Annotated in this window: 22 protein-coding genes and 2 tRNA genes; 11 read left to right on the top strand and 13 right to left on the bottom strand. The window is 73.5% G+C overall.

The features are described from left to right. Positions 1 to 456: 456 nt before the first annotated feature. From P3T41_RS21900 to P3T41_RS21870, 7 genes are all read left to right on the top strand, one after another. Entirely contained in the window at positions 457 to 774 is a 318-nt protein-coding gene (locus P3T41_RS21900) for an Lsr2 family protein (protein ID WP_184936468.1), read from the top strand. A 139-nt stretch (positions 775 to 913) separates the two neighbouring features. Beyond that, positions 914 to 986: transfer RNA gene (locus P3T41_RS21895), tRNA-Gly, on the top strand. Positions 987 to 1,034: 48 nt separating this feature from the next. Beyond that, positions 1,035 to 1,107 (top strand) — tRNA-Gly (locus tag P3T41_RS21890). Between the two features lie 154 nt (positions 1,108 to 1,261). Further along, complete coding sequence (locus P3T41_RS21885) at positions 1,262 to 2,263, top strand: ABC transporter ATP-binding protein (RefSeq protein ID WP_280691688.1); 1,002 nt, start codon at positions 1,262 to 1,264, stop codon at positions 2,261 to 2,263. Further along, complete coding sequence (locus tag P3T41_RS21880; protein ID WP_280691687.1) at positions 2,260 to 3,096, top strand: ABC transporter permease; 837 nt, start codon at positions 2,260 to 2,262, stop codon at positions 3,094 to 3,096. Before P3T41_RS21885 ends, P3T41_RS21880 begins: the two co-directional genes overlap by 4 nt. A 43-nt stretch (positions 3,097 to 3,139) precedes the next feature. Next, complete coding sequence (locus P3T41_RS21875) at positions 3,140 to 4,369, top strand: histidine kinase (protein WP_280691686.1); 1,230 nt, start codon at positions 3,140 to 3,142, stop codon at positions 4,367 to 4,369. Beyond that, complete coding sequence (locus P3T41_RS21870) at positions 4,366 to 4,980, top strand: response regulator transcription factor (protein WP_280691685.1); 615 nt, start codon at positions 4,366 to 4,368, stop codon at positions 4,978 to 4,980. Before P3T41_RS21875 ends, P3T41_RS21870 begins: the two co-directional genes overlap by 4 nt. A gap of 43 nt (positions 4,981 to 5,023) precedes the next feature. Here the strand turns inward: P3T41_RS21870 and P3T41_RS21865 are convergent, their stop codons facing one another. The 4 genes from P3T41_RS21865 to purD all read right to left on the bottom strand — a co-directional run bounded on the left by P3T41_RS21865 (position 5,024) and on the right by purD (position 11,016). Next, positions 5,024 to 5,923 carry a phosphoribosylaminoimidazolesuccinocarboxamide synthase gene (locus P3T41_RS21865; protein WP_280691684.1) on the bottom strand — a complete coding sequence of 300 codons (900 nt, stop codon included), beginning with the start codon at positions 5,921 to 5,923 and terminating at the stop codon, positions 5,024 to 5,026. 77 nt (positions 5,924 to 6,000) lie between these two features. Continuing rightward, positions 6,001 to 7,557, bottom strand: coding sequence for a N,N-dimethylformamidase beta subunit family domain-containing protein (locus P3T41_RS21860; RefSeq protein WP_280691683.1), 1,557 nt, complete (start codon positions 7,555 to 7,557; stop codon positions 6,001 to 6,003). 145 nt (positions 7,558 to 7,702) lie between these two features. Then, complete coding sequence (locus tag P3T41_RS21855; protein WP_280691682.1) at positions 7,703 to 9,253, bottom strand: hypothetical protein; 1,551 nt, start codon at positions 9,251 to 9,253, stop codon at positions 7,703 to 7,705. A gap of 506 nt (positions 9,254 to 9,759) precedes the next feature. Further along, a complete protein-coding gene (gene purD, locus P3T41_RS21850; protein WP_280691681.1) occupies positions 9,760 to 11,016 on the bottom strand; it encodes a phosphoribosylamine--glycine ligase in 1,257 nt (418 codons plus the stop codon). A 381-nt stretch (positions 11,017 to 11,397) separates the two neighbouring features. Between purD and P3T41_RS21845 the strand changes: the two genes are divergently transcribed. Continuing rightward, positions 11,398 to 12,192: an SLATT domain-containing protein gene (locus P3T41_RS21845; protein WP_280691680.1), complete on the top strand. Its 795-nt coding sequence runs from the start codon at positions 11,398 to 11,400 to the stop codon at positions 12,190 to 12,192. A 58-nt stretch (positions 12,193 to 12,250) separates the two neighbouring features. On the opposite strand, the gene P3T41_RS21840 is transcribed toward P3T41_RS21845, so the two are convergent. From P3T41_RS21840 to P3T41_RS21830, 3 genes are all read right to left on the bottom strand, one after another. Beyond that, a complete protein-coding gene (locus P3T41_RS21840) occupies positions 12,251 to 12,898 on the bottom strand; it encodes a hypothetical protein (RefSeq protein WP_280691679.1) in 648 nt (215 codons plus the stop codon). A 97-nt stretch (positions 12,899 to 12,995) separates the two neighbouring features. Continuing rightward, entirely contained in the window at positions 12,996 to 13,853 is an 858-nt protein-coding gene (locus P3T41_RS21835; protein ID WP_280691678.1) for a GntR family transcriptional regulator, read from the bottom strand. A 143-nt stretch (positions 13,854 to 13,996) separates the two neighbouring features. Beyond that, positions 13,997 to 14,794 carry a carbon-nitrogen family hydrolase gene (locus P3T41_RS21830; RefSeq protein ID WP_280691677.1) on the bottom strand — a complete coding sequence of 266 codons (798 nt, stop codon included), beginning with the start codon at positions 14,792 to 14,794 and terminating at the stop codon, positions 13,997 to 13,999. Between the two features lie 121 nt (positions 14,795 to 14,915). Here P3T41_RS21830 and P3T41_RS21825 point away from each other — a divergent pair, with 121 nt between their 5' ends. Further along, positions 14,916 to 15,752, top strand: a complete 837-nt coding sequence (locus tag P3T41_RS21825; protein ID WP_280691676.1) for a maleylpyruvate isomerase family mycothiol-dependent enzyme — start codon at positions 14,916 to 14,918, stop codon at positions 15,750 to 15,752. A gap of 33 nt (positions 15,753 to 15,785) precedes the next feature. On the opposite strand, the gene P3T41_RS21820 is transcribed toward P3T41_RS21825, so the two are convergent. The 6 genes from P3T41_RS21820 to pdhA all read right to left on the bottom strand — a co-directional run bounded on the left by P3T41_RS21820 (position 15,786) and on the right by pdhA (position 23,519). Next, entirely contained in the window at positions 15,786 to 17,057 is a 1,272-nt protein-coding gene (locus tag P3T41_RS21820; protein WP_280691801.1) for an MFS transporter, read from the bottom strand. Positions 17,058 to 17,217: 160 nt separating this feature from the next. Further along, positions 17,218 to 18,462 carry a M64 family metallopeptidase gene (locus P3T41_RS21815; RefSeq protein ID WP_280691675.1) on the bottom strand — a complete coding sequence of 415 codons (1,245 nt, stop codon included), beginning with the start codon at positions 18,460 to 18,462 and terminating at the stop codon, positions 17,218 to 17,220. A 135-nt stretch (positions 18,463 to 18,597) separates the two neighbouring features. Further along, complete coding sequence (locus P3T41_RS21810) at positions 18,598 to 19,818, bottom strand: benzoate/H(+) symporter BenE family transporter (RefSeq protein ID WP_280691674.1); 1,221 nt, start codon at positions 19,816 to 19,818, stop codon at positions 18,598 to 18,600. Positions 19,819 to 19,948: 130 nt separating this feature from the next. Further along, the gene (locus tag P3T41_RS21805) at positions 19,949 to 21,376 is read right to left on the bottom strand and encodes a dihydrolipoamide acetyltransferase family protein (RefSeq protein ID WP_280691673.1); all 1,428 of its coding nucleotides are present in this window, start codon (positions 21,374 to 21,376) and stop codon (positions 19,949 to 19,951) included. A gap of 13 nt (positions 21,377 to 21,389) precedes the next feature. After that, positions 21,390 to 22,361 (bottom strand): alpha-ketoacid dehydrogenase subunit beta, encoded by a 972-nt coding sequence (locus P3T41_RS21800; RefSeq protein ID WP_280691672.1) that lies wholly within the window; start codon positions 22,359 to 22,361, stop codon positions 21,390 to 21,392. Positions 22,362 to 22,367: 6 nt separating this feature from the next. Next, positions 22,368 to 23,519 carry a pyruvate dehydrogenase (acetyl-transferring) E1 component subunit alpha gene (gene pdhA, locus P3T41_RS21795; protein WP_280691671.1) on the bottom strand — a complete coding sequence of 384 codons (1,152 nt, stop codon included), beginning with the start codon at positions 23,517 to 23,519 and terminating at the stop codon, positions 22,368 to 22,370. A 354-nt stretch (positions 23,520 to 23,873) separates the two neighbouring features. On the opposite strand from pdhA, the gene P3T41_RS21790 reads away from it, so the two are divergent. Next, positions 23,874 to 24,533 carry a response regulator transcription factor gene (locus P3T41_RS21790; RefSeq protein ID WP_280691670.1) on the top strand — a complete coding sequence of 220 codons (660 nt, stop codon included), beginning with the start codon at positions 23,874 to 23,876 and terminating at the stop codon, positions 24,531 to 24,533. A 109-nt stretch (positions 24,534 to 24,642) separates the two neighbouring features. Next, positions 24,643 to 25,737 carry a phosphotransferase gene (locus P3T41_RS21785; protein ID WP_280691669.1) on the top strand — a complete coding sequence of 365 codons (1,095 nt, stop codon included), beginning with the start codon at positions 24,643 to 24,645 and terminating at the stop codon, positions 25,735 to 25,737. Positions 25,738 to 25,745 lie beyond the last annotated feature (8 nt).

Genomic DNA, 25,745 nt, shown 5'->3' with positions numbered 1-25,745 from the left:
GCGTGAAGGCGGGGGACCTTCAGAGTACCGGGGTTCAACGGCCGTTCGACGGGCCGGGGATCTCGACGCGCGTAGACCCGTACCCCTTACGTCACACGGGTTCCGGCGTTCCGGCCCGCCCGTTTCCTCCCTCTTTAAAGAACTTCCCAGGTTCACCGGGACCCCGCTCGATGACCCCCACGAATACCGGCACACCGGACAGATCGACCACGGATACCCGGTGGTATCCGGCGCGAAGTATCGGTACGGAGGCGAAGCGAGGTGAATATCCGGAAAAAGAATGCAAGGCCCATCGATTTTCGCCGTGCTCCGGGTGCAGAATAGGGCCACCGGCGGTGCCAGGAGCTGCGCAGGCGGTGTGCCCCAGGCGCACCCGTATGCCCCTGGAACGCCGGAGCACAGGGCCGCCGCGGCACACCGCGCCCGTCGGCCGAATTGCCGAGAGGATTGACACCCATGGCTCAGCGTGTAGTTGTCACGCTCTCCGACGACCTGGACGGCGGCGCCGCCGCGGAAACCGTCCACTTCGGCGTCGACGGGAAGTCGTACGAGATCGACCTGTCCCTGGACAACGCGGAAAAGCTGCGGGAGGCACTCGCTCCCTTCGTCGCGGCCGGCCGCCGTCAGAGCCGCACCGGAAAGTCCTTCCGCCGCACCGCACTCGCGCCCGACCCGGCCGCCGTACGCGCCTGGGCCCAGTCCCGGGGCATGGAGCTGCCGGCCCGCGGGCGGATCCCCAAGCACGTCTACGAAGCGTTCGCGGAGGCCAACTGACCTCGTGCCACCCGCCCTTCCGTCGCCGCCGGACGGCCGCGACGGAAGGGATGCGTGAGCAGTCCCGACGATGGGGTAGAGTATTTCTCGTCGCCGCAACCGCAAGTCGGGAGCAGCGGCCGGTGCCCACCAGCACCGTGCGGACGTGGCTCAGTTGGTAGAGCATCACCTTGCCAAGGTGAGGGTCGCGAGTTCGAATCTCGTCGTCCGCTCGCAGTACAGCAGTGCACCTGCGGTATCGTAGGACAACTAAAGATCATGCGGACGTGGCTCAGTTGGTAGAGCATCACCTTGCCAAGGTGAGGGTCGCGAGTTCGAATCTCGTCGTCCGCTCGCAGTCGAAATGGGTCTCCCTCGGGAGGCCCATTTCGCGTTTCCCGCCGTCGCCCACCGGTGACATTTGTCACCGCCGACCCGTGGAAACTCATCCGGGACCGGTGAGCGCCCGCACTGCCCGACGGCCCGGTCCGCCGGGATCGTTGAGGCCATGAACAGCGATTCTCCCGCCGTCCAGGCCCAGGGCCTGCGCCGGCGCTACGGCAGCACCCGGGGCGGCGGCTTCACGGCCGTGCGCGGGCTGGACCTCACGGTGGCGCGCGGCGAGCTGTTCGCGCTGCTGGGCACCAACGGGGCCGGCAAGACCTCCACCATGGAACTGATCGAGGGGCTGGCCAGGCCCACCGCCGGCACCGTCCAGGTGCTGGGCCACGACCCCCACCGGGAGCGGGCGGCACTGCGGCCGCGGATCGGGATCATGCTCCAGGAGGGCGGCTTCCCGGGCGACCTGACGGTGGCGGAGACGGTCACCGGCTGGGCCCGCAGCACCAGCACGCCCCGCCCGGTCGGCGAGGCCCTGGACCTGGTCGGGCTCGCCGACCGGGCCGGGGTCCGGGTCAAGCAGCTCTCCGGCGGCGAGAAACGCCGGCTCGACCTGGCGGTGGCGCTGATCGGGCGCCCCGAGGTGCTCTTCCTGGACGAACCGAGCACCGGCCTGGACCCGCAGGCCCGCGCCGCCGTCTGGCAGCTGGTCCGCGACCTGCGCGCCCAGGGCACCACGATCCTGCTCACCACGCACTACCTGGAGGAGGCCGAGGAGCTGGCCGACCGCCTGGCGATCATGCACCACGGCCAGGTGGTCACCAGCGGCACGGTCCCCCAGGTGATCGCCGACCGGCCCGCCCGGATCAGCTTCGAACTGCCCGAGCAGCCGGCCGAACCGCTGCTCTCGCTGCCCGGCGCCGAGGTCGGCTTCCAGGACCGCAAGGTCACCGTGCGCACCCGCGAACTCCAGCGCACCCTCACCGAGCTGCTCGGCTGGGCCGCCGAGCGGGGCGTCACGCTGCACGGCCTGGACGCCCGCAGCGCCACCCTGGAGGAGGCCTTCCTGGCCATCGCCGCCGAGGCCGCACCGCCCGAGCCGACCGAACCGGACGCCCAGGCCCGCACCGCTCCCCGCCGCCGCCGCACCCTGATCGGAGCGAGCCGATGACGCTCACCGCCCCGCGTCCCGCCCGCCCGCTCCCGACCCGGCGCCCCGCGCTGCGCCGGCCGGCCGGGCTGGTCCGCACCGAGCTGCTGCTGCTCGGCCGCAACCGCACCGCGCTCGCGATGGCGGTGCTCATGCCGATCGCCATGGTCAGCGGCCTGCACTCGCTGCTCAGCGCCGAACGCGCCCAGTTGCCCGGGGTCGACCTGCACGCCGCCCTGGTGGTCAACCTCACCGCGGTCGCGCTGCTCTTCGGCGTCTACACCAACCTGACGGCGGCTTATGTCGCCCGGCGCGGCGAACTGGTGCTCAAGCGGCTGCGCACCGGCGAGCTGACGGACGGCGAGATCCTGGCCGGCACCGCACTGCCCTCGGCGCTCCTCGCGCTGCTGCAGACCGCGCTGATCACGGCCGCCACCGCCGTGCTGCTCGGCCTCGCGGCCCCGGTCAACGCGGTGCTGGTGCTGCTCGGCCTGCTGCTGGCCATGCCCCTGCTGGCCGCGCTCGCCGCACTCTCCAGCAGCCACACCCGCACGGTTGAGGCCGCCGGACTCACCACCCTGCCGGTGGTGCTGGTCACGCTCGTCGGCTCCGGCCTGGTGGTCCCGTACAGCGTCATGCCGGCGCAACTGGCCGACCTCTGCCGCCTGCTGCCCGCCAGCTCGGCGCTGCAGCTGCTGCGGATCGGCTGGCTGGGCGGCGACGGTTCCGGCGCACCCACCGGCTTCGCCGGCAGCTGGCTCCTCGCCCTCCCCTACCTCGGCGGCGCCGCGGCCTGGCTCGCCGTCGCCGCCTGGGCGGCCCGGCGTCGGTTCCGCTGGGAACCCCGCAGGTAAGGCGTCTGGTAGGAAGAGGGCGACACGGGACGAGGGGGCGGCCATGGGTGTTCGGGCCTGGCGCGACTACAGCAAGCCGAAGCGGATCGAGATCTACATCCGCTGGTCGATGTACACGATGACGGTCTTCGTGCCGCTCACGATGCTCCCCCTCGCCGCCGAGGAGGTGACCCGGCAGGCGTCCGGGTTCGCGGCGGTCCTGCTGAGCGGGCTGGTGCTGCTGGGCGCCGCGCTCTCGGTCCCGCTGGTCCGCGCCGCCTTCGAGTGCCACCTGCGCGGCGGTCCGACGCCGGTGCGACTGCTGCTGGCGCAGGCGGTCCTCACCCAGGCCGCCATCTGGGGCCCACTGCTGGCCGGCTCGCGCCACGGCCACCGATCGACCGCGCTGCTGGTCTGCGCCGAGTTCCTGCTGGTGCTCTGGGCCGTCGTCCCCGCGATCGCGCTGCGACCGCGCGCCCTGGCGCTCTGGGGGGTGGCCATGGTGGTGCTGTCCCTGCCACCGGTGGCCGTCGCCGGCGACAGCCCCGCGGCGGCGGTGGGCCAGGCGTTCGGCGGTCTGCTCGGCCTGGCGGGATGCGCGGCGAGCTGCCGCTGCTCGGCCTGGATGGTTCAGGTGACCTGGGAACTGGACACGGCCCGCGAGGCCCAGGCCCGGCTCGCGGTGGCCGAGGAGCGGCTGCGGTTCTCCCGCGACCTGCACGACGTGCTCGGCCGCAACCTGACCACGATGGCGCTCAAGGCCGAACTCGCGGTCCAACTCGCCCGGCGCGGGCGCCCGGAGGCGGCCGACCAGATGGTCGAGGTGCAGCGGATCGCCCAGGACTCGCAGCGCGAGGTGCGCGAGGTGGTGCGCGGCTACCGGACCGCCGACCTGGCCGCCGAGGTGACCGGGGCCCGCTCGGTGCTGCGGGCCGCCGGGATCGAGTGCCGGATCGACCTGGGGCCCGACCCCGCCACGCTGCCCGCACTCACCCAGTCGGTGCTCGGCTGGGTGGTCCGCGAGGCCGCCACCAACGTGCTGCGGCACAGCGAGGCCGCCCTGGTCTCGGTCCGGCTCTGGACCCACCAGGAGCAGGCGGTGCTGGAGTTGGTCAACGACGGCGTCCGCCCCGCCGAACCCTCCCAGGGCGGCAGTGGACTGGCGGGCCTGCGCGAGCGGCTGACCGCCCACGGCGGCGAGCTGAGCTGCGACCGATCCGCCGAGAGCTTCACCCTGCGCGCCAGCCTGCCGCTGGCCCGCGTCGCCACCGAGCAGCAGGAGTTGGCCGTATGACCGCCCCCGTCCGGATCCTGCTCGCCGACGACGAGCACCTGATCCGCGGCGCGCTGGCCGCGCTGCTCGCGCTGGAGGAGGACCTCACCGTGGTCGCCCAGGCCGCCTCCGGGCCCGAGGCGCTGGCGATGGCCAAGGCGCACCGGCCCGAGGTGGCGGTGCTCGACCTGCAGATGCCGGGACTGGACGGGATCGAGGTGGCCGCCGAACTGCGCCGGCTGCTGCCGGACTGCCGCACCATGATCGTCACCGGGCACGGTCGCCCGGGATACCTCAAGCGGGCGCTGGAGGTGGGGGTGCGCGGCTTCCTGCCGAAGACCGTCTCGGCCGCCGACCTGGCCGGCATCATCCGCACCGTGCGCTCCGGCGGCCGCTACGTGGACCCGGAGCTGGCGGCCGAGGCGATCAGCGCCGGCGACAGCCCGCTGACGCCGCGCGAGACTGACGTGCTGGAGCTGGCCGCCGACGGCACCCCGGTCGCCGAGATCGCCGTCCGGGCCGGGCTCTCGCCCGGCACGGTGCGCAACTACCTCTCCTCGGCGGCCGGCAAGCTGGGCGCCGAGAACCGCCACGCGGCGGTCCGGCTGGCCCGCGAGCACGGCTGGCTCTGACCGGCTGTCCGGTGCCCGAGCCGACGCCCGAGCCGACCTGGGCTCAGACCCACTCGGTCCCGGTCAGCCGCTCGTACGCCTCGACGTACTTGGCCCGGGTGCGCTCCACGATGTCCGCGGGCAGCGCCGGCGGCGGCTGCTCGCCGGTGCGGTCCCAGCCGGAGGCGGGCGAGGTCAGCCAGTCCCGGACGAACTGCTTGTCGTAGCTCTGCTGCTGCTTGCCCGGCTCCCACAGGTCCGCCGGCCAGTAGCGCGATGAGTCGGGGGTCAGCACCTCGTCCCCGATCACCAGCTCGCCGTCGCGCAGGCCGAACTCGAACTTGGTGTCGGCCAGGAGCAGACCGCGCTCCCTGGCGATGTCCCGGGCCCGGATGTAGACGGCCAGCGTGGTCTGGCGCAGCTCGGCGGCCCAGTCGGCGCCGATCCGGCGGGCCGTCTCCTCGTACGGGACGTTCTCGTCGTGCTCGCCGACCTCGGCCTTGAGCGCCGGGGTGTAGATCGGCGCGGGCAGCTCGGAGCCGTCCACCAGGCCCTCGGAGAGCACGATGCCGCAGACCGTCCGGGTCTCCCGGTACTCCAGCAGGCCGGAGCCGGTCAGGTAGCCGCGGGCCACGCACTCGACCGGGAACATCTTCAGGTCGTCGCAGATCATGGTGCGCCCGGCCCAGTCGGCGGGGGCGCCCTCGGGCAGCTCGGTGGAGAGCACGTGGTTGGGCACCAGGTCGGCGATCTGAGCGAACCACCAGAGCGAGAGCTGGGTCAGGATCCGGCCCTTGTCGGGGATCTCGTTGGGCAGCACCCAGTCGAAAGCCGAGGTGCGGTCGCTGGCCACCATGACCAGGCGGCCTGCCTGGTCGCGGTAGAGGTCGCGCACCTTGCCGGTGTGCAGGTGGACCAGGCCGGGGACCTGGACCGGCTCGGGCTTGGTGACAAATCCGCTCAAGGTTGTTCAGTCCTCAGGAGTGGGGGCCGCTGCTCGGACAGCCCGAGTCTTTCATGCGGCCCCGAGCCCGCCCGGGCTCACCCGTCCTTGCAGACCTGGTCGAGCAGGTTGGCGGTGGCCTTCTGGATCCGTTCGTCGGCGTGCCCAGGGCGATCCAGGGCGGGCGACCAGGCGAAGGTGCCGGAGGCGAAGACGTAGGCGCCGCTGGGTGCCCGGTAGAGCGAGGTCTCCTGGTGGCGGGGGCGGCCCCGCTCGTCCTGGTAGGGCGAGTGGGCGAGCAGGATCCGCTCGCTGTGCGGGGGCAGCGCGACCTTGGGGAAGTAGCGGTCGGCCTCGCCCGCCACCAGGTTCGCCACCTCGTCGCCGTCCCGCAGCCCGGTGCCGGCCCAGAGCCAGTGCCAGGTGTTGCCGGCCAGCAGCGGCACCGGCTGGGCCACCCGGCCCGCGTACTGGACGCCCAGCAGGTGCTGCTCGGGCTCCCCCGCGTCCCGCCACAGCGCGCTGGCCGCGCCGGCCGGGCCCGCGGCCGGCGAGTCGGCGGGCACCCGCTGGCGCTTGCGGCAGTTGAGCAGCCGGCCCGGCTCACCGGAGGCGCCACTGGTCAGCTCGACCCGCCAGTACATGGTGTTGGCGGAGAGGAAGATCAGCGAGGTGCCGCCGTCCCTGGCCCGCTCGACGGTGCGGCGCATCGGCTCCGACCAGTACTCGTCGTGCCCGGGGAAGATCAGCGCCCGGTGCCGGGACGGCTCGACCAGCCCCGCGTGCAGGTCGGAGGCGGTGGCGTAGGCGAGGTCGTAGCCGTAGCGCTCGGCCCAGCGGATGAAGTCGTAGGCGTGCCCGACGTGCAACGGCAGGCCCGCGCCCGCGTGCGGCCGGTCGAAGGAGACGGTGACCGCCGCCTGCGACTCGCCGAGCAGCCGCCCCTGCCCGTCCCAGGCGTGGTAGAGGCTGGCACCGGTGTGCCCGTCCTCCGGGAACAGGTTGTAGGCCTGCCAGGTGATGTCCGGCAGCACCAGCAGCAGGTCCGCGGCCGGTCCGGTGTCGGCCGGGCCCGCGGCCAGCGGGTCGCGCACGGTGAACGGGACGTGGCTGCGGTGGCGCTGGTCGGCGGTGGTGAGCACCGCGACGTAGGCGCCGGGCCGCCAGTGCGCCGGGATCTGCTGGCGCCAGGAGTGCCACCAGTGGTGGCAGCTGACGGTCCGGTCGACCACCAGCGGGGACGGCTGCTGCAGCCCGGCGATCAGCGGACTGGCCGTCATGTGCTGGGCACCGGCGCCCGCGTCGTGGCCGATCCGGTAGATGTCCACCAGGAAGTCGCGCGGCGGGTGCACGGTGACCCGCAGGTCCACCGAGCCGCCGGGGTAGACCGGGCCGGCCGAGGCGAAGCCCTTGATCTGCTGGACCACGTCGTCGGAGTTGCGCGGGGTGCCCACCAGCGGTGCGGGCGGCGCGGCGGGCAGTGGCTGCTGCCCCGGGGCGTCGGTGCTCACGTACCACGGGATGGCGCCCTCGGTGCCGGCCAGATACTGGTCGGGGCTGCGCAACCAGGGCAGCGGCCCCTGTCCGAACGGATCCGGGACGCCGTGCGCGAGCGTCCCGGACTCCCATCTGCGATCCGCCGACTCCTTGTCCACGTCGCCCCTCCCACGGTGCGCCGCCAGTGGCATGTGCCACCGAAATGTGCGTGTGGTCCAGCAGACCACACGGGGCCCGCCACGCGTCACCCCGAGTTCACGATTCGCCTCAACGGTGACTTCCGGCACGGGTGTTGACGTGTACTCAGCCGAGCCGGACGGGCTTCTCCAGGCGGATCCCGGCGGCCTCCAGCCAGGCCCGCAGCGGCCCCGCGGCGCCCTGCTCGACCGCCTCGACCACCGGGTCGGCCAGGTCGCCGCGGCGCACCCCGCCGAGCAGCAGGACCGGGCCGTCCAACCAGTCCAGGCCCGGCCGACCGCCGGCGCCGTCCACCGCCGCGCAGCAGACCAGCGCCGTCACGCAGTCGGCCAGCAGCTCGCGTCCGCCCCGCTCGGCGGCGCCGGGCACCGCCGGAGGCGGGGCGGCCGCCAGGGCCCGGGCGAGGTCGTCCCCGCCGCCGGCGGCGAGCCGGTCGAGCAGCCGGGCCAGGGTCGGCGACTTGGCGCCCGCCCCGACCGGACGGGCCCCGGCGGACGCGGCGATGGTGTCCAGCGCCTCCTGCAGCGCCATCGCCTGCAGCCGCCAGCCGCGGTCCACCACCTGCTCCGGGTAGTCCTCCCAGAGCAGGTCGGCCTGGCCGGCCGGGACCGGGCCGTGGAACAGCTCGGCGGCCAGCAGCGAGACCGCCGCGTCCATCCCGCCCGGCTCCTCCAGCAGGTCACAGGCCGGACGGTCGCCGAGCCGGCTCTCGTACCCCGAGGCCAGCCGGTCGCGGCGGGACAGCTCGGTCAGCGCGGCGACCACTCCGGCGTTCAGCTGGCCCGGGCAGCGCCCCAGCCGCCAGGCCGGCAGCGCCACCCGGGTGAGCAGCCGGTCCCACCCGGCGTAGGCCAGGCCGACCTGGCCCTGGGCGGCGATCCGCAGCCCGTAGTCGACCGCCTTGGCCTGCTCGGAGGCGGCCGCGGCGGCGGCCCGCTCCAGCTCGGCCACGTGCTCGCGGCAGGCCTTCAGCAGCGCACGGGTGATCCGGTCCAGCAGCCGGGCCAGCGGGGTGCGCCGACCCGAGCCGAGCGCGGCGTCCAGACCGCGGACGAAGCGGCGGGCGGCGGCGATCTCCGGATCGACGGCGGCCGCGGTGCCGGCCACCACCGGGGCCAGCAGGGCCCGCAGCTCGCCGGCCCGCATCCACCACAGGAACGGCGAGCCGATCACCAGCAGCTGCCCGGCCGGCCGGTGCGACCCGGCGGACTGGCGGTGGCCGCGCAGCGCCGACAGCCGCGACGGCACCGGGCCTGCCGGCTCCTCCAGCCAGCTGTCGCAGTCCGGGGTGAGCGCGATCGCGACCGGGCCCGGCACCCCGAGCCGGTCGGCCAGCTCCTGGATCAGGCGGTGCAGTTCGGGGGCCTGCTCGGGCGGCACGGGCACCGCCGGGGTGCTCGGTGGCACCGCGCGGGCGTGCCGGTGGGCGGCGGCCAGCGCGAGCAGGCCGACCAGCACGGCGAACCCGCCGACCGCCCAGCGCACCACGTCCCAGCCGGCGGCGTCCGGTGCGCCGGGCGCGCCGATCCGGCCGGTGAACCGCCCGGCCAGCAGCACCACGGCGACTGCGGCGGGCAGTACCGCCGCGGCCCGGGCCAGGGCGCGGATCCGCAGCACGGCGTGCGCCCGTGCGCGTGCGGCGTCGAAAGCGGCCATCGTGTGCTGCACCCCCTTCGGAGTCGGGACCTTCGAGATTCCTTCGCGCGGCCGGATCGGCTCCTGCCGACCGGGCGGTACACGCCTGGGGGCACCTGCCGGCCGCCGGGCTGGGGGTTGGCCGACCGGTGAAACGCCCGGCCACCCGTCCCGCACGTCCTGCTGCCAGTTCTGACGCGCCCACCGTCGCGGGTGTTCCGGTCCGGCCCGGTTTCCACCCGTCCTGGTGACGGCGCGCCGGTCCTTGCAGCTTCCCCCCGCGCGAGCCCGCGCACCCGGCGGCGATCGCGGATTCACCCCCATCGGCACCGCGGTTCAGCGCACCCTATGGCCACCGCCGCTGATCCGTCAGCCCGATGACGCGTCATTCACTCGAAGGACTGGAATCGCCCCGCCGTACGCAACCATCGGTCGCCGGGCCGAACAACCGGGCGAACGCCGAAGGGCGCTGCGCCCGGTGGGATGACCGGGCGCAGCGCCCCTGGTGAATGCCTGGCGGCAGCGGTTCAGCCGGCCTCGCGGGCCGCCTGCAGCGCGATGTCGGTGCGGTGCTGCGAGCCGTCCAGCCGGATCTCGGCCACGCCCTGGTAGGCGCGCTCGCGGGCCTGGGTCAGGTCCGCGCCGGTCGCGGTGACCGAGAGCACCCGGCCGCCGGCACTGAGCACCCGGCCCTCGGCGTCCGCCCTGGTGCCCGCGTGCAGCACCCAGACCGTGCCGTCGGCGGCCTCGGCCTTCTCCAGGCCCTCGATCGGGTCACCGGAGCGCGGCGCGGCGGGATAGCCCTCGGCAGCCACCACGACGGTCACGGCGGCCTGCTCGGACCAGCGCAGCGGCTCCAGGTCGGCCAGCGTGCCGTTGGCGGCGGCCAGCAGCACGCCCGCCAGCGGGGTGCGCAGCCGGGCCAGCACCACCTGGGTCTCCGGGTCGCCGAAGCGCGCGTTGAACTCGATCACCCGGGTGCCGCGCGAGGTGAGCGCCAGGCCCGCGTAGAGCAGGCCGGAGAACGGGGTGCCGCGCCGGCGCAACTCGTCCACGGTCGGCTGCAGCACGGTCTCCAGCACCTCGGCGACCAGGCCCTGCGGGGCCCAGGGCAGCGGCGAATAGGCGCCCATGCCGCCGGTGTTGGGGCCGGCGTCGCCGTCCAGCGCGCGCTTGAAGTCCTGCGCGGGCTGCAGCGGGAGCACGGTGCTGCCGTCGGTGATCGCGAAGAGCGAGACCTCCGGGCCGTCCAGGTACTCCTCGATCACCACCCGGTCGCAGGCGGCGGCGTGGGCCAGCGCGGCGGTGCGGTCGGCGGTGACCACCACGCCCTTGCCGGCCGCCAGACCGTCGTCCTTGACCACGTACGGGGCGCCGAAGGCATCCAGTGCCTCGGCGGCCTCCTCGGGCGTGGTGCAGAGGTAGGAGCGGGCGGTGGGCACGGCCGCGGCGGCCATCACGTCCTTGGCGAAAGCCTTGGAACCCTCCAGCTGGGCGGCCTCGGCCGACGGGCCGAAGACCGGGATGCCGGCCGCGCGCAGCGGATCGGCGACGCCGGCCACCAGCGGGGCCTCGGGGCCGACCACCACCAGGTCGGCGGCCAGCCGCCGGGCGAGCGCGGTGACCTGGGCGCCGTCGAGCTGGTCGACGGGGTGGACCGTCGCCACCCGCGCGATCCCGGCGTTGCCCGGGGCGCAGTGCAGCTCACTGACGGCGGGATCTTGGGACAGAGAGCGGCACAGGGCGTGTTCGCGGGCGCCGCCGCCGATGACGAGGACCTTCACGGTTGGCAAGGGTAGTCGGTGGCCTGTTCTCGCCGACCCACCGGGCTGTGCGGATCTCCAGCTGCCGGGCGCCGAACGGCGATTCTGCTTGTTCGATCCGCCAAGCGACGGACCCCGGTCAGGTTCGCGGCGCGCGACGCACTCGCTCGGAAGAGTGAAATCGCGCCGACTTCCGCAACCCCGCCACCACGGGTTACGGACGCCTTTTCGGGTAACGATCATGGGGGAGGCATCACACGGTCAGCCATTTGGCGGTAAGAAGTGCTGTTGGATACCCAGCAGTGCCAACCCGGCAGTGCCAGAAGTCGACCAGTGCCCACAGCAGTCCGCGCAGCAGTCAGGCCTGTCAGCAGAGTCAGGCCCGTCAAGGGAGCCCCACAGGTGAGCCAGCCCGAAATGCAGCCCGAGGAGAGTCCCTGGGGCAAGGACCTCGGCGAGGAGGACCAGCCCGGCACGGCGGCCGCCACCGGGCGGGACCGTGCCGCCACCCGTCACCGGGCCGACCTGAGCGCCCGCCAGTTCCCGCTCGGCGACTGGGGCGAGCCGGCCGAGCGGCTGGAGGAGCTCTACCGCTGGTCCGAGGAGCGCGCGGTCGAGGCGATCGAGTGGTACCGCCAGGACCGGCTCTGGAAGCGCCGCTGGGCGCGGCTGCTGCGGGCCGGCGCGGCCACCCTCGGGGTGGCGGGGGTGACCCTGCCGCTGGTCCAGCTGACCGGGCGCCTGCCGCACGGCACCGCCTGGGGGTACGTCGCCCTCGCGCTGGCGGCGGGCTGCCTGGCCACCGACCGGGCGTTCGGGCTCAGCTCGGGGTGGATGCGGGACGTCTCCACCGCCCAGGCGCTGCAGCGGCGGCTGGAGGCCTTCCAGTTCGACTGGGCCTCGGAGTGCGTGCGCGAGGTGCTCGGCCCCACCGAGGGCACCGCGGGCGAGGCGGCCGAGCGCTGCCTGGGCGTGCTGCGGCGGTTCTGCGAGGACGTGTCGGAGCTGGTCCGCGGTGAGACCTCGGAGTGGATGCTGGAGTTCCGGGCCCGGATGACCCAGCTGCCCACGCAGGCCCCCGGCAGCTGGGGCGGCCGCTCGGAGGGCGGCACGCCGGCTCAGGTCCGGGTGCTGCCGGCGCCGGGTACCAGGCCCACCATGCCGCGGCAGCGGCCGCCGGAGGGGCCCCTGCGGTAGGGCGGGCGGGCAGTCGGCGGTAGCGCGGGGGCGGCGGAGGTCGCTCCCCGGGCTCGACTCAGGCGAAGACCACCATCGAACCCTGCGTCAGGCTCCGCGTGGCCGCCGCGTAGAGACCGGCCCACGCGTGCCGCTCGCGCGCGTACGGGTGCACGTCGTCCAGCGGCGGGGCGAACGGCTGCTCCAGACCGGTCGGCCCGAGCGGGCGGGTCGGACCCGGCGGGTCCAGCGGGTCGATGCCGAGTGCGGGCGCGATCGCCTGCAGCTCCCGCAGCAGCCCGTAGGAGGAACCCAGCGGGCCGCCGGAGCTCAGCAGTTCCTCGTCCACCAGCGGGACCTGGAACTCGATCGGCACGTACGCCCCGGCGTGGTCGAAGTGCCAGACCAGGTGCGACTGCTCGGCCGGCGCCTCGAACATCTCCAGCAACTGCTCGTAGTCGCCGCCGAGCGCGTCCACCGGGGTCAGCTGGAAGCCGGTCAGCTGGAGCAGGTACGCGCGGCGCAGGAAGTGCAGCGAGTCGTAGTCGAAGGCCGCTATCGGCTCCACCCCACCGGTGACCCCGGGGGCGAACTCGTACACCGGCACCCCGGGCAGGCCGCGCGCGGTCAGCGCCGCGTTGTAGACCGCGAGGTCCTCGCGAAACGGGTTCTCCGGGCTGCGGCTCAGTACGTCCACCAGCGGTACGAGCCAGAGGTCACAGGCCACGGGCCGCTCTTCCTCTCACTGGCTTCGGTTCCTCGGCGCGCCGGTACCCGGAGACCGCCGGCATCGGCCGGCCCGCCTCCGTGGCGCCCGAACCACCCTACCGGCCCAGCGGCGGGTGCGGAGCGGGGAGGATCGAACGCGGCCCGGGCGGGGCCTCACCCGGGCCTGGCAGCGTGCCGGTCGGCTCGGCCGTCAGCAGCGGCAGTACCGAGACGCTCTCCAGCGACTCCCCCGCCAGCTCGGCCAGCAGCCGCACGGTGAACAGGTTGTACTGGTTGATCATCCGTCGTGCCCCGGCCAGGTCACGCGAGGCGATCAGCTCGACCAGCTGGCTCTGCCGGTCCCAGCAGACGCCGGCCAGCTGCTCGCGGGCCCGCAGGTAGCGGGCCGCGAACATCCAGGACTGCACCCGCAGCCAGTCCAGGTACTCGGCGATCCGCTGGTTCTCCAGGAACCCGGACATCTCGTTCCAGAACCGGCGGTCGCAGCCGACCATCACGTCCAGCTGCCCCGCCCGGGCGGCCCGCGCGGCCGCCTCGGCCCGGCGCCGCAGCGAGCTGAGCCGCGACCAGTCGTAGCCGCTCGGCCGGGTCGACAGCCGGCGGAACGCGCTGTCGGTGAGCATCACCCGGGCCTCGAAGATCTCCAGGAAGTCGGTCCAGCCGAGCTCCGGCACGGTGAACCCGCGGTGGTGCTCGGCCCGCAGCAACCCCTGCGCCGCCAGGTCGACCAGCGCCTCCCGGGCCGGGGTGGCGGAGACGCCGTACAGCTCGGCGATCTCCTTCACGGTGAAGTTGCCGCCGGCCGCAAGGCGACCCGCCATCAACTCCTCGCGCAGCGCGCCGGCGATCTGCTCGCGCAGGCTGTTGCGCTGGATCGGGAGTCGCCCCTGACCACCCACGCTCACCGGCTCGACCTCCTTCGCCCCGCCGCCGGGCCCGCCGCGGGCCGCCATCGAGGGATCATCCTCTCAAAAGGTCCGCAAAAACCACACAACCCCGATCTGCGCCGCAGCCACGCCGGGCACGGCACCTGCCGTCATCCCGACGTGGCTGTCATCACGACGCGGCCGGAACCATCGTCCGGCCGCTCCCACCGTCAGCGCTGCACCGGCGCCGGGATGCCGAGCAGCCGGTCGCGCAGCACCGGGAACTCCGCACGCGTCTTGGCCACCTCGGCCGGGTCGAACTCCACCGACAGCACCTCCTCGCCCGCCCCGGCCTCGGCCAGCACGGTGCCCCACGGGTCCACCACCAGGCTGTGCCCGGCCTGCTCGACCCCGCCGTGGGTGCCGCCCGTGTTGCAGGCCAGCACGAAGGCCTGCTCCTCCACCGCGCGGGCCCGCGCCAGCAGGGTCCAGTGCTCGCGCCGCCGCGCGGGCCAGGCCGCCGGGACCACCAGCAGCTGCGCGCCGGCGTCCAGCAGCGCGCGGAACAGTTCGGGGAAGCGCAGGTCGTAGCAGGTGGCCAGGCCCAGCGTGCCGAAGTCGGTGGCCGCCGTGACGATCTCCTGCCCGGCGCCCATCACGACCGCCTCACCGCTGTCGAAACCGAAGCGGTGGATCTTGCGGTAGGTGTGCACCAGCTCGCCGCTCGGCGAGAAGACCAGCGAGGTGTTGTAGATCGGGCCGTCCGGATCGCGCTCCACGATCGAACCGGCGTGCAGCCAGACTCCGGTCGCCCGGGCCGCCGCTGACATCACGTCAGCCGTCGGCCCGTCCAGCGGTTCGGCGCCGTCCGACCAGGCGTCATACGCGAACCCGCCGACCGCCCAGAGCTCCGGCAGGACCACCAGGTCCGCGCCCTGTTGTGCGCGCACCAGGGCGGCTGCCCTGGCCCGTCGCTCGGCCGCCGGTTCGGCATCGGACACGGAGAGTTGGATCAATGAGGCGCGCACACTACCACCGTCCACGACAAGAGACCTACGATCGTCACCCGAAAGCGCTGCCTGCTCTCTCCCGGCAGCGTAACGTGCGGTTAGCGCGTAGAGCCGACGGATGGGCCGGAGAAGAAAACCTGTGACCGAGAATCAGGCCGTACAGTCCTACACGGATGCCTGGACGCACTCCATCGAATCCATAGCGGAGTTGTTGGCCGCACTGCCCGCCGACTCCTGGAACCGGCCCACCGAGTGTCCGGGCTGGTCGGTGCGCGACGTGGTCTCGCACGTGATCGCCGTGGAGTCCGAGATGTTGGGCGATCCACGCCCGATCCACTCGCTGCCCAGCGATCTGCGGCACATCAAGGACGAGGTCTCCCGCTACCTCGAACTCCCGGTGGACAAGCGCCGCTGCCACACCCCACCCGAGATGACCTCGGAGCTGGAGTACGTGATCATCCGCCGGTCGCGCGCCCTGCGCAACGCCACCACGGCCGCCGACGACATCGTGCGCTTCCCGGCCGGTCCGTACTCCTTCGACCTGCCCTACCGGCGCCTGCTGCAGATGCGGGCGCTCGACGTCTGGGTGCACGAGCAGGACCTGCGCCGCGCGCTGCTGCTGCCCGGCAACCTGGACTCCCCCGCCGCCCAGGTCACCCGTGACCTGCTGCTGCAGGGGCTGCCCAAGATCGTCGCCAAGGAGGCCGGCGCCCCAGCCGGTGCCGTGGTGGCCTTCGACGTCAGCGGCCCGCTGGAGTTCCTGCGCACCGTCCGGGTGGACGAGAACGGCCGCGGCTCGATCGACGCCCAGATCAGCCTGGGCCCCGACGTGCAGTTCACCCTCGACTGGGAGACCTGGCTCCGCCTCAGCTGCGGTCGCGTCCGCCCCGACGGGCTGCCCGCCGGCACGCTGCGGATCGACGGCGACCAGGAGCTGGCGCAGCGGGTCCTGGCGAACTTCGTCCAGACCTTCTGAGCCGTCGGACCCGGTCGGCCGCCTGCTCGCAGGCTAAGCCGACCGGGACGGGCCGGAAACCCTCGCCCGCAGCCGCAGGATCATCACCGTCCCCAGCACCAGCGGCACGTACATCCAGCAGAACGCCCCCCGGAACGCCGCCGCCGGGTACGTGTCACCGCCTCCGCCCGGCGACAGCAGGTCGAGCAGCACGCCGATGCCCAGCAGCGTCAGCATGGTGGCGATGAAACCGCCCATGTTGGCGATGCCCGAGGCGGTGCCCAGGCGGTGTGCGGGGTTGTGGGAGCGGGCGTAGTCGAGGCCGACCAGCGAGGCCGAGCCGTTGCTGCCCATCACGAACAGGAGCACGATCAGCAGCCACAGCGGCGGGTGGCCGCCGGGCCAGGCGAGGACGAGGGCCCAGCAGGCGCCGGTGGCGGCGATCACTGTGAGCACGATCGGCATCCGCACCGCGGGCCCGCGGGAGAGCAGGCGGCCGAAGAGCAGGCCGAAGAACATGTTGGCGAAGACCAGCAGGGTGAGCAGGCCGCCCGCCTGGCCCCGGCTCATGCCCTGGCCCTCCACCAGGTAGGGCAGGCCCCAGAGCAGGGCGAACGCGTTGGCCGGGAACTGGGTGGTGAAGTGCACCCAGAGGCCGAGTCGGGTGCCGGGCTCGCGCCACGACGCGCGGATCTGCTCCCGGATCGGCGGGCGGTCGCCACCGACGGCGGTGCCGCCGACCGTCGGGCCCGGCGGAGCCTCCCGCAGCAGCAGGGCGACCAGGGCGAAGACCAGCACCCCGAGCAGCGCGATCGCGGTGAAGCTCGCGGTCCAGCCCTCGGTGTGCAGCGCCGAGGCGAGCAGCACCGTGGTCACCAGGTTGCCGCCCATCCCGGCCAGACCGGTGAGTTGGGCGACCAGCGGGTTCTTCGCGGCCGGGAACCATCGGGCGGCGATCCGCAGCACGCTGATGAAGGTCATCGCGTCGCCGCTGCCGATGACTCCCCGGGAGATCAGCGCGGGTCCGAAGGAGGTGCTGAGCGCGAAGGCCAGCTGGCCCGCGCTGAGCAGCACCACGCCCAGCAGCAGCACCCGGCGCGGGCCGAAGCGGTCGACCAGCAGGCCGACCGGGACCTGCATCGCGGCGTAGACGAGCACCTGGACGATCGAGAAGGTGGACAGCGCCGCGGCGTTGACGCCGAACCGGTGCGCGGCGTCCAGGCCGGCCACGCCGAGGCTGGTGCGGTGGATCACCGCGAGCACGTAGACGCTGACGCCGATGCTCCAGGCGAACCACGCGGCCCGCCCACCGGGCGGCTGCGGCACCGCTGCCACTGCCCCAGCCGTGCCCGCAGCCGTGCCCGGGGGGTGCCGGGGACCGGGGACGGAGGGGGAGCGGGTCGCGCTGGCTGGGTCCACGGTCATAGTGCACCCAGATTAGTCATCCCATCATTCGATGCTCCGGGTCAGGAGCCCGTGATCCCGCTCACCCCGTCAGCACCCAGCTCACGCTCCGCGTCATGTGCTGCTCCCGGAACGCCTCGTCCCGCACCCAGTCGGTGCCGTCCCGCACCGTGGCGGTGACCGTCACCCGCCGGCCGGGCGACAGCGCCAGCTCCGCCGGGTCGAACCAGGTGTGGTCGGGCGAGGAGGGTTCCACCACCTTGCCGTCCACCTTCCACTCCACCTGGAGCTGCCGGTCACCGGTCAGGTGCAGCGGGCGGACCGTCAGCCGGGGTCGGCCGACCACCCGGCCCGGCTGCGGCTCGACGCCGTCCAACGGGCTGATCCGGCGGTAGAGCTGCTCGATGATCGCCTCCCGCGAGGGGAGGTTGTAGCTGCCGCCCAGGGTGCGCATCACCGAGTCGGCGGTGGGGCGGTAGACGCCGTTGGCACTGCGGAAGGCACCCACCGGGCCGCCGCCGTCCGGCGAGTCGGCGCCCAACCAGCGCCACCACTTGAGGTGGTCGTGCCGCATCGTGTCGGCGCTCTGGCTGGAGAGGTTGGGATAGTCGGTGTCCTTGGGAGCACTGTCGTACTCGTCGCCGAGGTCGCCGACGGTGTGCCCGATCTCGTGCTGGATGATCCGGCCCGCGTCGGGGCTGCCGCCGGAGAGCGTGGTCACCCCGGTGCCGCCGGCCCCGCCGTACTCGGTCGAGTTGGCCAGCGCGATCAGGTACTGCGGGCCGTCCCCGGGGCCCGCGTACTGGGCGGTGGCGGTCTCGTCGGCGCAGAGCAGCCGTGCTGTGCCCTCGCACCAGAAGTGCATGCCCAGCGGCGTGCCGGGCCGTTTGCCCTTGCTCTCCCCCTCGACTATCCCGGTGGTCGGGGAGACCACCTCGACCCGCCGTATGTTGAACAGGTCCTGATAGGTGCGGAACGGCTCGATGTCCATCAGCGCGCGCCAGGCCTGGTCGGCCTGCTGACGGAAGAGGTCCTGCTGGCTCGCGGTGTAGCCGTCGCCGAGCAGCACCAGGGTGACCCGGTTGGCCGGATCACCCGTGCGGCGTATGTCGAAGGTCGGGGCGGTGCCGGCGCGCAGCCGGACCGGCTGGGCCGCCGCCGCGCCGCGGGGTGGGGCGGCCCGGTCGGTGGTCGAGGTCCCGGCGGGGCCGATCACGGCGAACGGCGCCGGACCGGTCAGTTCCAGGGCGGCGGGCAGCACGGCTGCCGCGAGCAGGGCGAGTGCGGCCAGACTCCGGATGAGACGGCCATGGTTGCCAGGCGCCATACGGACGGTCCTCGGTGCTCCGGTCACCCGGCAGGCGCTCGGGTGGGGGTCGCACAGACGTACCCACCGCGTGCCCGGCAGTCGACTCTCCGTAGCACATCTCACCCGCCAGGCCCAGCAGCGACACCCGCCGGCTCACGCCCGCTTGCGCGCCGTCAGGACCAGCTGGGTCCCGACGCCGAGCAGCAGTCCCCAGAAGGCGGCGCCGATGCCGAACAGCGTCATCCCCGAGGTGGTGGCCAGGAAGGTGACCGCCGCCGCCTCCCGGCCCCGCTCGTCGGCCAGCGCCGCCGCCAGGCTGCCCTGGAAGGCGCCGAGCAGCGCCACCCCGCCGACCACCGCGACCAGCGCGGCGGGCAGCCCGGCGAAGAGGCTGACCAGCACCCCGCCGAAGCAGCCCACCACCAGGTAGCAGACGCCGATCGACATGCCCGCCGGGTACCGGCGGCGCGGCTGCGGGTGGCTCTCGGGGCCGGCGCAGATCGCGGCGGTGATCGCGGCGATGTTGACCCCGGGACCGCCGAACGGCGCCAGCAGCACCGAGACGGCGCCGGTCGCCCCGACCAGCAGCCGGTCCGGCGGCTGGTAGCCGAAGGTGCGCAGCACCCCGAGCCCGGGCGCGTTCTGCGAGGCCAGCGCGACCAGGGTGAGCGGCAGCGCGAGGCCGACCAGCGCCGAGCCGGAGAAGACCGGCATGGTCAGCACCGGACGGGTCAGCCCGCCGTGCCCCAGGTGCAGCGACAGGCCCACGGTCGACGCCGCCGCCACCGCCCCGACCAGCAGCGCGGCCGGCACGGCGTACCGGGGCAGCAGCCGCCTGGCCACCAGGTAGGCCGCCAGCGCGGCGAGCACCAGGGTGGGCGCACTGTGCAGCGAGCTGAAGATCTCGGTCCCGAATTCGAACAGGATGCCCGCCAGCATCGCGTTGACGACCGCGTTCGGGATCACCGCGATCAGCCGCCCGAACAGCCCGGTCACCCCGATCAGCGTCACCGCGACCCCGCTGACCAGGTAGGCCCCGATCGCCTCCGGGTAGGAGTACGCGCCCAGGCCGCCGACCAGCAGCGCCGCCCCGGGGGTCGACCAGGCGGTGACCACCGGCAGCCTGGTCCGCCAGCTCAGCAGCAGCGAGGTCACCCCGCTGCCGATGGATATCGCCCAGATCCAGGACACCGTCTGCGCCTGGTCCAGGTGCCCGGCTCGGGCCGCCGCGAGCACCACCACCAGCGGTCCCGAGTAACAGACCACCACCGCGATCAGGCCGGCCAGCAGGGCCGAGCCGGAGACGTCACGGCGCAGCGAGTACCCCTGGGGGGCGGGCTCGGCGGGGGCTTCGAGGGTACGGAGATCAGCCATCCGAGCAGTATTCAGGTCCGCGCGCGGGGCCTGGGGACAATATCCGGCCCGCCCCCTTGGACGGGCCGGACAGACCACGGGCCCCGCACCTCCAGGCTGGAGGTGCGGGGCCCGTCGGCTCGACGGAACGTCAGGCCCAGGTGATCAGCCGCTTCGGCCGCTCCAGGATGGCGGCCACGTCGGCCAGCACCTTGGAGCCCAGCTCGCCGTCGACCATCCGGTGGTCGAAGGAGAGCGCCAGCGTGGTGACCTGGCGGGGCACCACCCGGCCCTTGTGCACCCACGGCAGCTCCCGGACCGCGCCGAAGGCCAGGATGGCGGCCTCGCCGGGGTTGAGGATCGGGGTGCCGGTGTCGACGCCGAAGACGCCGACGTTGGTGATCGTGACGGTGCCGCCGGCCATGTCGGCCGGCGACGTCTTGCCCTGGCGGGCGGTGTCGACCAGCGAACCCAGCTCGGTGGCCAGGCCGGCCAGGGTGAGCGCGCCGGCGTTCTTGATGTTCGGCACGATCAGGCCGCGCGGCGTGGCGGCCGCGATGCCGAGGTTGATCTGGCCGCGCAGCACGATCTCCTGCGCCGCCTCGTCCCAGCTGGCGTTGACCTCGGGGTGCCGCTTGAAGGCGGTGAGCAGCGCCTTGGCGACCACCAGCAGCGGGCTGACCCGCACCCCCTGGCCCAGCTCGCCGGTCTCCTTCAGGGTGCGCACCAGCTTCATCGTGCGGGTGACGTCGACCTGGACGAACTCGGTGACGTGCGGCGCGGTGAAGGCGGAGGCGACCATCGCCGAGGCGGTGGCCTTGCGCACGCCCTTGATCGGGATCCGCACGTCGCCGCCGGTGACGGTGACCGGGGCGCTCTCGATCACCGCGGCGGTGACCGGCTCGGCCACCGTGGCCGGGGCCTGGGCCGGGGTCGCTGCGGCCGGGGCCGGCGCGGCCGCGGCGTGCACGTCCTCGCGGGTGATGATCCCGTCGGGGCCGGTCGGCACCACGGAGCGCAGGTCGATGCCCAGGTCCTTGGCGAGCTTGCGGACCGGCGGCTTGGCCAGCGGCCGCTCGGCACCCGGCTGGGTCACCGCCGGCGCGGGCGCCGGGACGACGGCCACCGGGGCCTGGACCGGGACCGGGGCCGAGGCCACGACCGCGGCGGCGGCGGCCACGGCGGCCGGCGCGGGAGTGCGGCGGGCCCGTCGCTGGCTCCCGCCGGTGCGCGGGCCGTAGCCGACCAGCACCTCGCGCCGCTCCGGCTCGGCCGGCTCGGCGTCGGCCGGAGCAGCGGCGGCGACCGGTGCGGGCGCGGCGGCCGGCCCGCCCGCCACCGCGACCGCGATGATCGCGGTGCCGACGTCGACCGTCGTGCCCTCGGGGAAGTGCAGCGCCTGGACCGTCCCGTTGAACGGGATCGGCAGCTCGACCGCCGCCTTCGCGGTCTCCACCTCGCAGACGATCTGGCCGTCCGTCACGGTGTCACCCGGCTGGACGTACCACTTGAGGATCTCGGCCTCGGTCAGGCCCTCGCCCACATCGGGCATCTTGAACTCGTGGAGAGCGGTAGTCATCGAGTCACTCCCCTCAGAACGCCAGTGCGCGGTCGACGGCGTCCAGCACCCGGTCCAGGTCGGGCAGGTACTGCTCCTCGACCCGGGACGGCGGGTACGGCGCGTGGTAGCCGCCGACCCGCAGGACGGGGGCCTCCAGGTGGTAGAAGCACCGCTCGGTGAGCCGGGCGGCCAGCTCGGCGCCCATGCCCATGAAGACCGGCGCCTCGTGCACCACCACGGCCCGCCCGGTGCGCTTCACCGAGGCCTCCAGGGTCGCGAAGTCGACCGGCGAGAGCGAGCGCAGGTCGACCACCTCGACCCGGTGGCCGTCCTGCTCGGCGGCCTGGGCGGCCTCCAGGCAGACCTTGACCATCGGACCGTAGGCGAGCAGCGTCAGGTCGGTGCCGGGGCGCACCACCTTGGCCGCGTGCAGGTCCAGCTCGGGGGCGCTGCTGATCTCGGCCTTGTCCCAGTAACGGGCCTTGGGCTCCAGGAAGATCACCGGGTCGTCGGACTCGACCGACTGGCGCAGCATCCAGTAGGCGTCGTCCGGGTTGGACGGGGTGACCACCCGCAGGCCCGCGGTGTGCGCGAAGTAGGCCTCGTGCGACTCGCTGTGGTGCTCGACGGCGCCGATGCCACCCGCGTAGGGGATGCGGATGGTAACGGGCATCTTGACGTGCCCGAGCGCGCGGGCGTGCATCTTGGCCAGCTGGGTGACGATCTGGTCGAAGGCCGGGTAGACGAAGCCGTCGAACTGGATCTCGACGATCGGGCGGTAGCCGCGCAGCGCCAGGCCGATCGCGGTGCCGACGATGCCGGACTCGGCGAGCGGGGTGTCGATCACCCGGTCCTCGCCGAAGTCCTTCTGCAGGCCGTCGGTGACCCGGAAGACGCCGCCGAGCTTTCCGACGTCCTCACCCATGATCAGGGTCTTCGGGTCGGTCTCGAGGCAGGCTCGAAGACCCTCATTGATGGCCTTCGACATGGTGAGCTTGGACATGTTCGACTACTCCCCGCCCTCGAAGGACTCCGCGTACGCGACATACTCGGCCCGCTCCTCCGCCACCAGGGCGTGCGGCTCCGCGTAGACATGGTCGAAGATCAGCGTCGCGTCCGGGTCCGGCATCGAGCGCACGCCCTCGCGCACCCGCAGCCCCAGGGTCTCGCTCTCGGCCTCGACGGCGGCGAAGAACTCCTCGTCGGCCAGCTGCTCGCGCTCCAGGTGCGCCTTGAGCCGGGAGATCGGGTCCTTGGCCTTCCAGGCCTCGGTCTCCTCGTTCGCCCGGTAGCGGGTCGGGTCGTCGGAGGTGGTGTGCGCGCCCATCCGGTAGGTGAAGGCCTCGATCAGCACCGGGCCGCTGCCGCTGCGCGCGCGGTCCAGCGCCCAGCGGGTGACCGCCAGGCAGGCCAGCACGTCGTTGCCGTCCACCCGGACGCCCGGGAAGCCGAAGCCGGAGGCGCGGCGGTAGAGCGGGATCCGGGTCTGGGTGGTGGTGGGCTCGGAGATCGCCCACTGGTTGTTCTGGCAGAAGAAGACCACCGGCGCGTTGTAGACCGAGGCGAAGGTGAACGCCTCGTTGACGTCGCCCTGGCTGGAGGCACCGTCGCCGAAGTAGGCGATCACGGCGTCGTCCGCGCCGTCCTTGGTGATGCCCATCGCGTAGCCGGTCGCGTGCAGGGTCTGCGAGCCGATCACGATGGTGTAGAGGTGGAAGTTCTTCTCGTTCGGGTCCCAGCCGCCGTGGTTCACGCCACGGAACATCCCGAGCAGGTTCAGCGGGTCCACCCCGCGGCACCAGGCGACGCCGTGCTCGCGGTAGGTGGGGAAGGCGTAGTCCTTCTCCCGCATCGCGCGGCCGCTGCCGACCTGCGCCGCCTCCTGGCCGAGCAGCGAGGCCCACAGGCCCAGCTCGCCCTGCCGCTGCAGTGCGGTGGCCTCGGCGTCGAAGCGCCGCACCAGCACCAGGTCACGGTAGAGGGAGCGCAGCTCCTCCGGGGTGACGGTCAGCGGGTAGTCCGGGTGCTCGACCCGCTCGCCTTCCGGGGTGAGCAGTTGGACGAGCTCGGCAGGGGCGTCCTTCCCCGTGGCGAGGCTGTCGGGGACGCCGGGGGACGCCTTCTTGCGCGCCCTCGCCGTGCTTTTGACGGTCACGTTCACTCCTCGGTCTGTCCGGCCGCCCGGGGTCGCCGGTGACCGGTCCGGTCACCTCCTCGCACGGAGCGCGGGGTATGCGCGCCGAATACGCGGCAGGTGGTGATCCTTTTCCGACGGCAGCCCCACGAGAACGTTACCCAGCGGGCGCTCTCGGCGCGCCTGCGCTAGGACGTCCTACTTGTTCCGACCTGGGTGGGGGTCGAGCCGGGCATGAAGCTCGCGCCGGCGGTGCCGTCAGGACACCAGCGCACGCTATCCGGGCAGCGCGTTTCGCGTAAGGGGGTTTGCCGGACGGATTGTGCGGACGACCGGTGCGGACGATAGATCCGTCCTGTCTGGATATGGGAGCCTTTGACAATGAGCGAAACCGGGCGAATCAGGGTGTTCCTGCTTGACGATCACGAGGTGGTCCGGCGCGGCGTGCACGAACTGCTCTCCGACGAGCCGGACATCGAGGTGGTCGGCGAGGCCGGCACCGCCGCCGAGGCGCTCGCCCGGATCCCCGCGGTGGCCCCGGACGTCGCGGTCCTCGACGTCCGGCTGCCCGACGGCAACGGGGTCGAGGTCTGCCGGGAGATCCGCTCGCAGCGGCCCGAGACCCGCTGCCTGATGCTCACCTCGTTCTCCGACGACGAGGCGCTCTTCGACTCGATCATGGCCGGGGCCTCGGGATACGTGCTCAAGGCGATCCGCGGCAGCGACCTGCTCTCGGCGGTGCGCGACGTGGCGGCGGGCCGCTCGCTGCTCGATCCGGTGGCCACCAGCCGGGTGCTGGAGCGGCTGCGCGGCGGCGGCGAGAAGGAGGACGAGAAGCTCGCCCAGCTGACCAAGCAGGAGCGCCGGATCCTGGAGTTGATCGGCGAGGGGATGACCAATCGGCAGATCGGCGGTGAACTTCACCTGGCGGAGAAGACGGTGAAGAACTACGTCTCCAGCCTGCTGGCCAAAATGGGGATGGCGCGACGCACCCAGGCGGCCGCGTACGTGGCCCGGCTGGGCACAGATCAGCACCATTAGCCGGTCGTTGCCGCTCCATCGGTGATCATCGCGCGAGGACGGCCGCTCACAACCGGGCAATTTCGGCCATCCAGCCCGCACACAGGGTGCGGAAGTACGATCACCAAGCGTGACCTACCGTGAGATCGTCCTGGCCGACGCCCCGCCGCTGGACGGCCCCGACGCCGCTGCCCCGCCGGTCGGCACGCTCAGCCCACCCGTCCCGCGCCAGGTCATCGCGCGGGTACTGCGTGACTTCCGGGTCGGCCGGCTGCTGGCCGCCGAGCCGGTGGCCGAGGGCCTGCTGAACCGCGGCTACCGGGTGACCACCGACAGCGGGCGGTACTTCCTGAAGTGCTACGTCGAGCCGGCCACCGCCACCTCGGCCGCGATCACCGCCCAGCACCGGGCCAGCGGCGCGCTGGCCGAGCTGGGCCTGCCGGTGCCGCCGCCGCTGGCCGCCCGGGACGGCCGCACCGTCACCGACCACCAGGACCGCCACTTCGCGCTCTACCCCTGGGTGGCGGGCCGGCATCGCACCGGCGCCGAGTTGACACCGACGGCGTGCGGCGCGCTCGGCACGCTGCTCGCCGAGCTGCACGGCGCCCTGGCGCGGGTCTGCGCCCCCGTCACCCAGCCCGTCGCGCTGCCCAGCGCCGACCCCGACGCCGGCCTCGAACTGGCCGCCCGGCTGGCCGAGCTGGCCGCCCGACGCCGCCCCTACCACGCCTTCGACCGGCTGGCCGAGTACCGGCTGGCCGAGCGGGCCGACCTGCTCGGCGCGCACCGGCACCGCCGGCCCGCGCCGACCGCGATCGCGCCCTCGGGCTGGGTGCACGGCGACTTCCACGGGCTCAACCTGCTGCACCGCGGTGAGCGGGTGGTGGCGGTGCTGGACTGGGACCGGCTGCGGGTGCGGCCGCGTGCCGAGGAGACCGTCCGGGCCGCCACGCTGATCTTCAACGACCCGGCCACCGGCGAGCTGGACCTGGCCCGGGTGCGGCACTACGCCCGCGGCTACCGGGCCACGGCCGGCGCCGGGGCCGAGGAACTCGCGCTCGCGGTGCACCGGGTCTGGTGGGAGCGGCTGAACGACTTCTGGATGCTGCAGTGGCGCTACCAGCGCGCCGATCCGCGCGCGGACCCGCTCTTCCCGGCCGCCGCCGCGCAGACGGTCTGGTGGTGCCAGGAGTACGAGCAGGTCCTCGACGCGTTCGTGAACTGACGAAACCG

Origin of the sequence: Kitasatospora sp. GAS204B (assembly GCF_029892155.1) — a bacterium.
Classification (GTDB): domain Bacteria; phylum Actinomycetota; class Actinomycetes; order Streptomycetales; family Streptomycetaceae; genus Kitasatospora.
Note: the sequence above shows the minus strand (reverse complement) of the source record. Positions and strands in the feature narration are given on the sequence as shown.

Bases quoted from the DNA above. Each gene is read 5' to 3' on its own strand.
- P3T41_RS21835 (WP_280691678.1), bottom strand. From the start codon at position 13,853: ATGGCGGCCCGCGGCGGGCCCGGCGGCGGGGCGAAGGAGGTCGAGCCG.
- P3T41_RS21855 (WP_280691682.1), bottom strand. From the start codon at position 9,253: ATGGCCGCTTTCGACGCCGCACGCGCACGGGCGCACGCCGTGCTGCGG.
- P3T41_RS21900 (WP_184936468.1), top strand. From the start codon at position 457: ATGGCTCAGCGTGTAGTTGTCACGCTCTCCGACGACCTGGACGGCGGC.
- P3T41_RS21790 (WP_280691670.1), top strand. From the start codon at position 23,874: ATGAGCGAAACCGGGCGAATCAGGGTGTTCCTGCTTGACGATCACGAG.
- P3T41_RS21815 (WP_280691675.1), bottom strand. From the start codon at position 18,462: ATGGCGCCTGGCAACCATGGCCGTCTCATCCGGAGTCTGGCCGCACTC.
- P3T41_RS21805 (WP_280691673.1), bottom strand. From the start codon at position 21,376: ATGACTACCGCTCTCCACGAGTTCAAGATGCCCGATGTGGGCGAGGGC.
- P3T41_RS21880 (WP_280691687.1), top strand. From the start codon at position 2,260: ATGACGCTCACCGCCCCGCGTCCCGCCCGCCCGCTCCCGACCCGGCGC.
- P3T41_RS21875 (WP_280691686.1), top strand. From the start codon at position 3,140: ATGGGTGTTCGGGCCTGGCGCGACTACAGCAAGCCGAAGCGGATCGAG.
- P3T41_RS21885 (WP_280691688.1), top strand. From the start codon at position 1,262: ATGAACAGCGATTCTCCCGCCGTCCAGGCCCAGGGCCTGCGCCGGCGC.
- P3T41_RS21870 (WP_280691685.1), top strand. From the start codon at position 4,366: ATGACCGCCCCCGTCCGGATCCTGCTCGCCGACGACGAGCACCTGATC.
- P3T41_RS21800 (WP_280691672.1), bottom strand. From the start codon at position 22,361: ATGTCCAAGCTCACCATGTCGAAGGCCATCAATGAGGGTCTTCGAGCC.
- P3T41_RS21810 (WP_280691674.1), bottom strand. From the start codon at position 19,818: ATGGCTGATCTCCGTACCCTCGAAGCCCCCGCCGAGCCCGCCCCCCAG.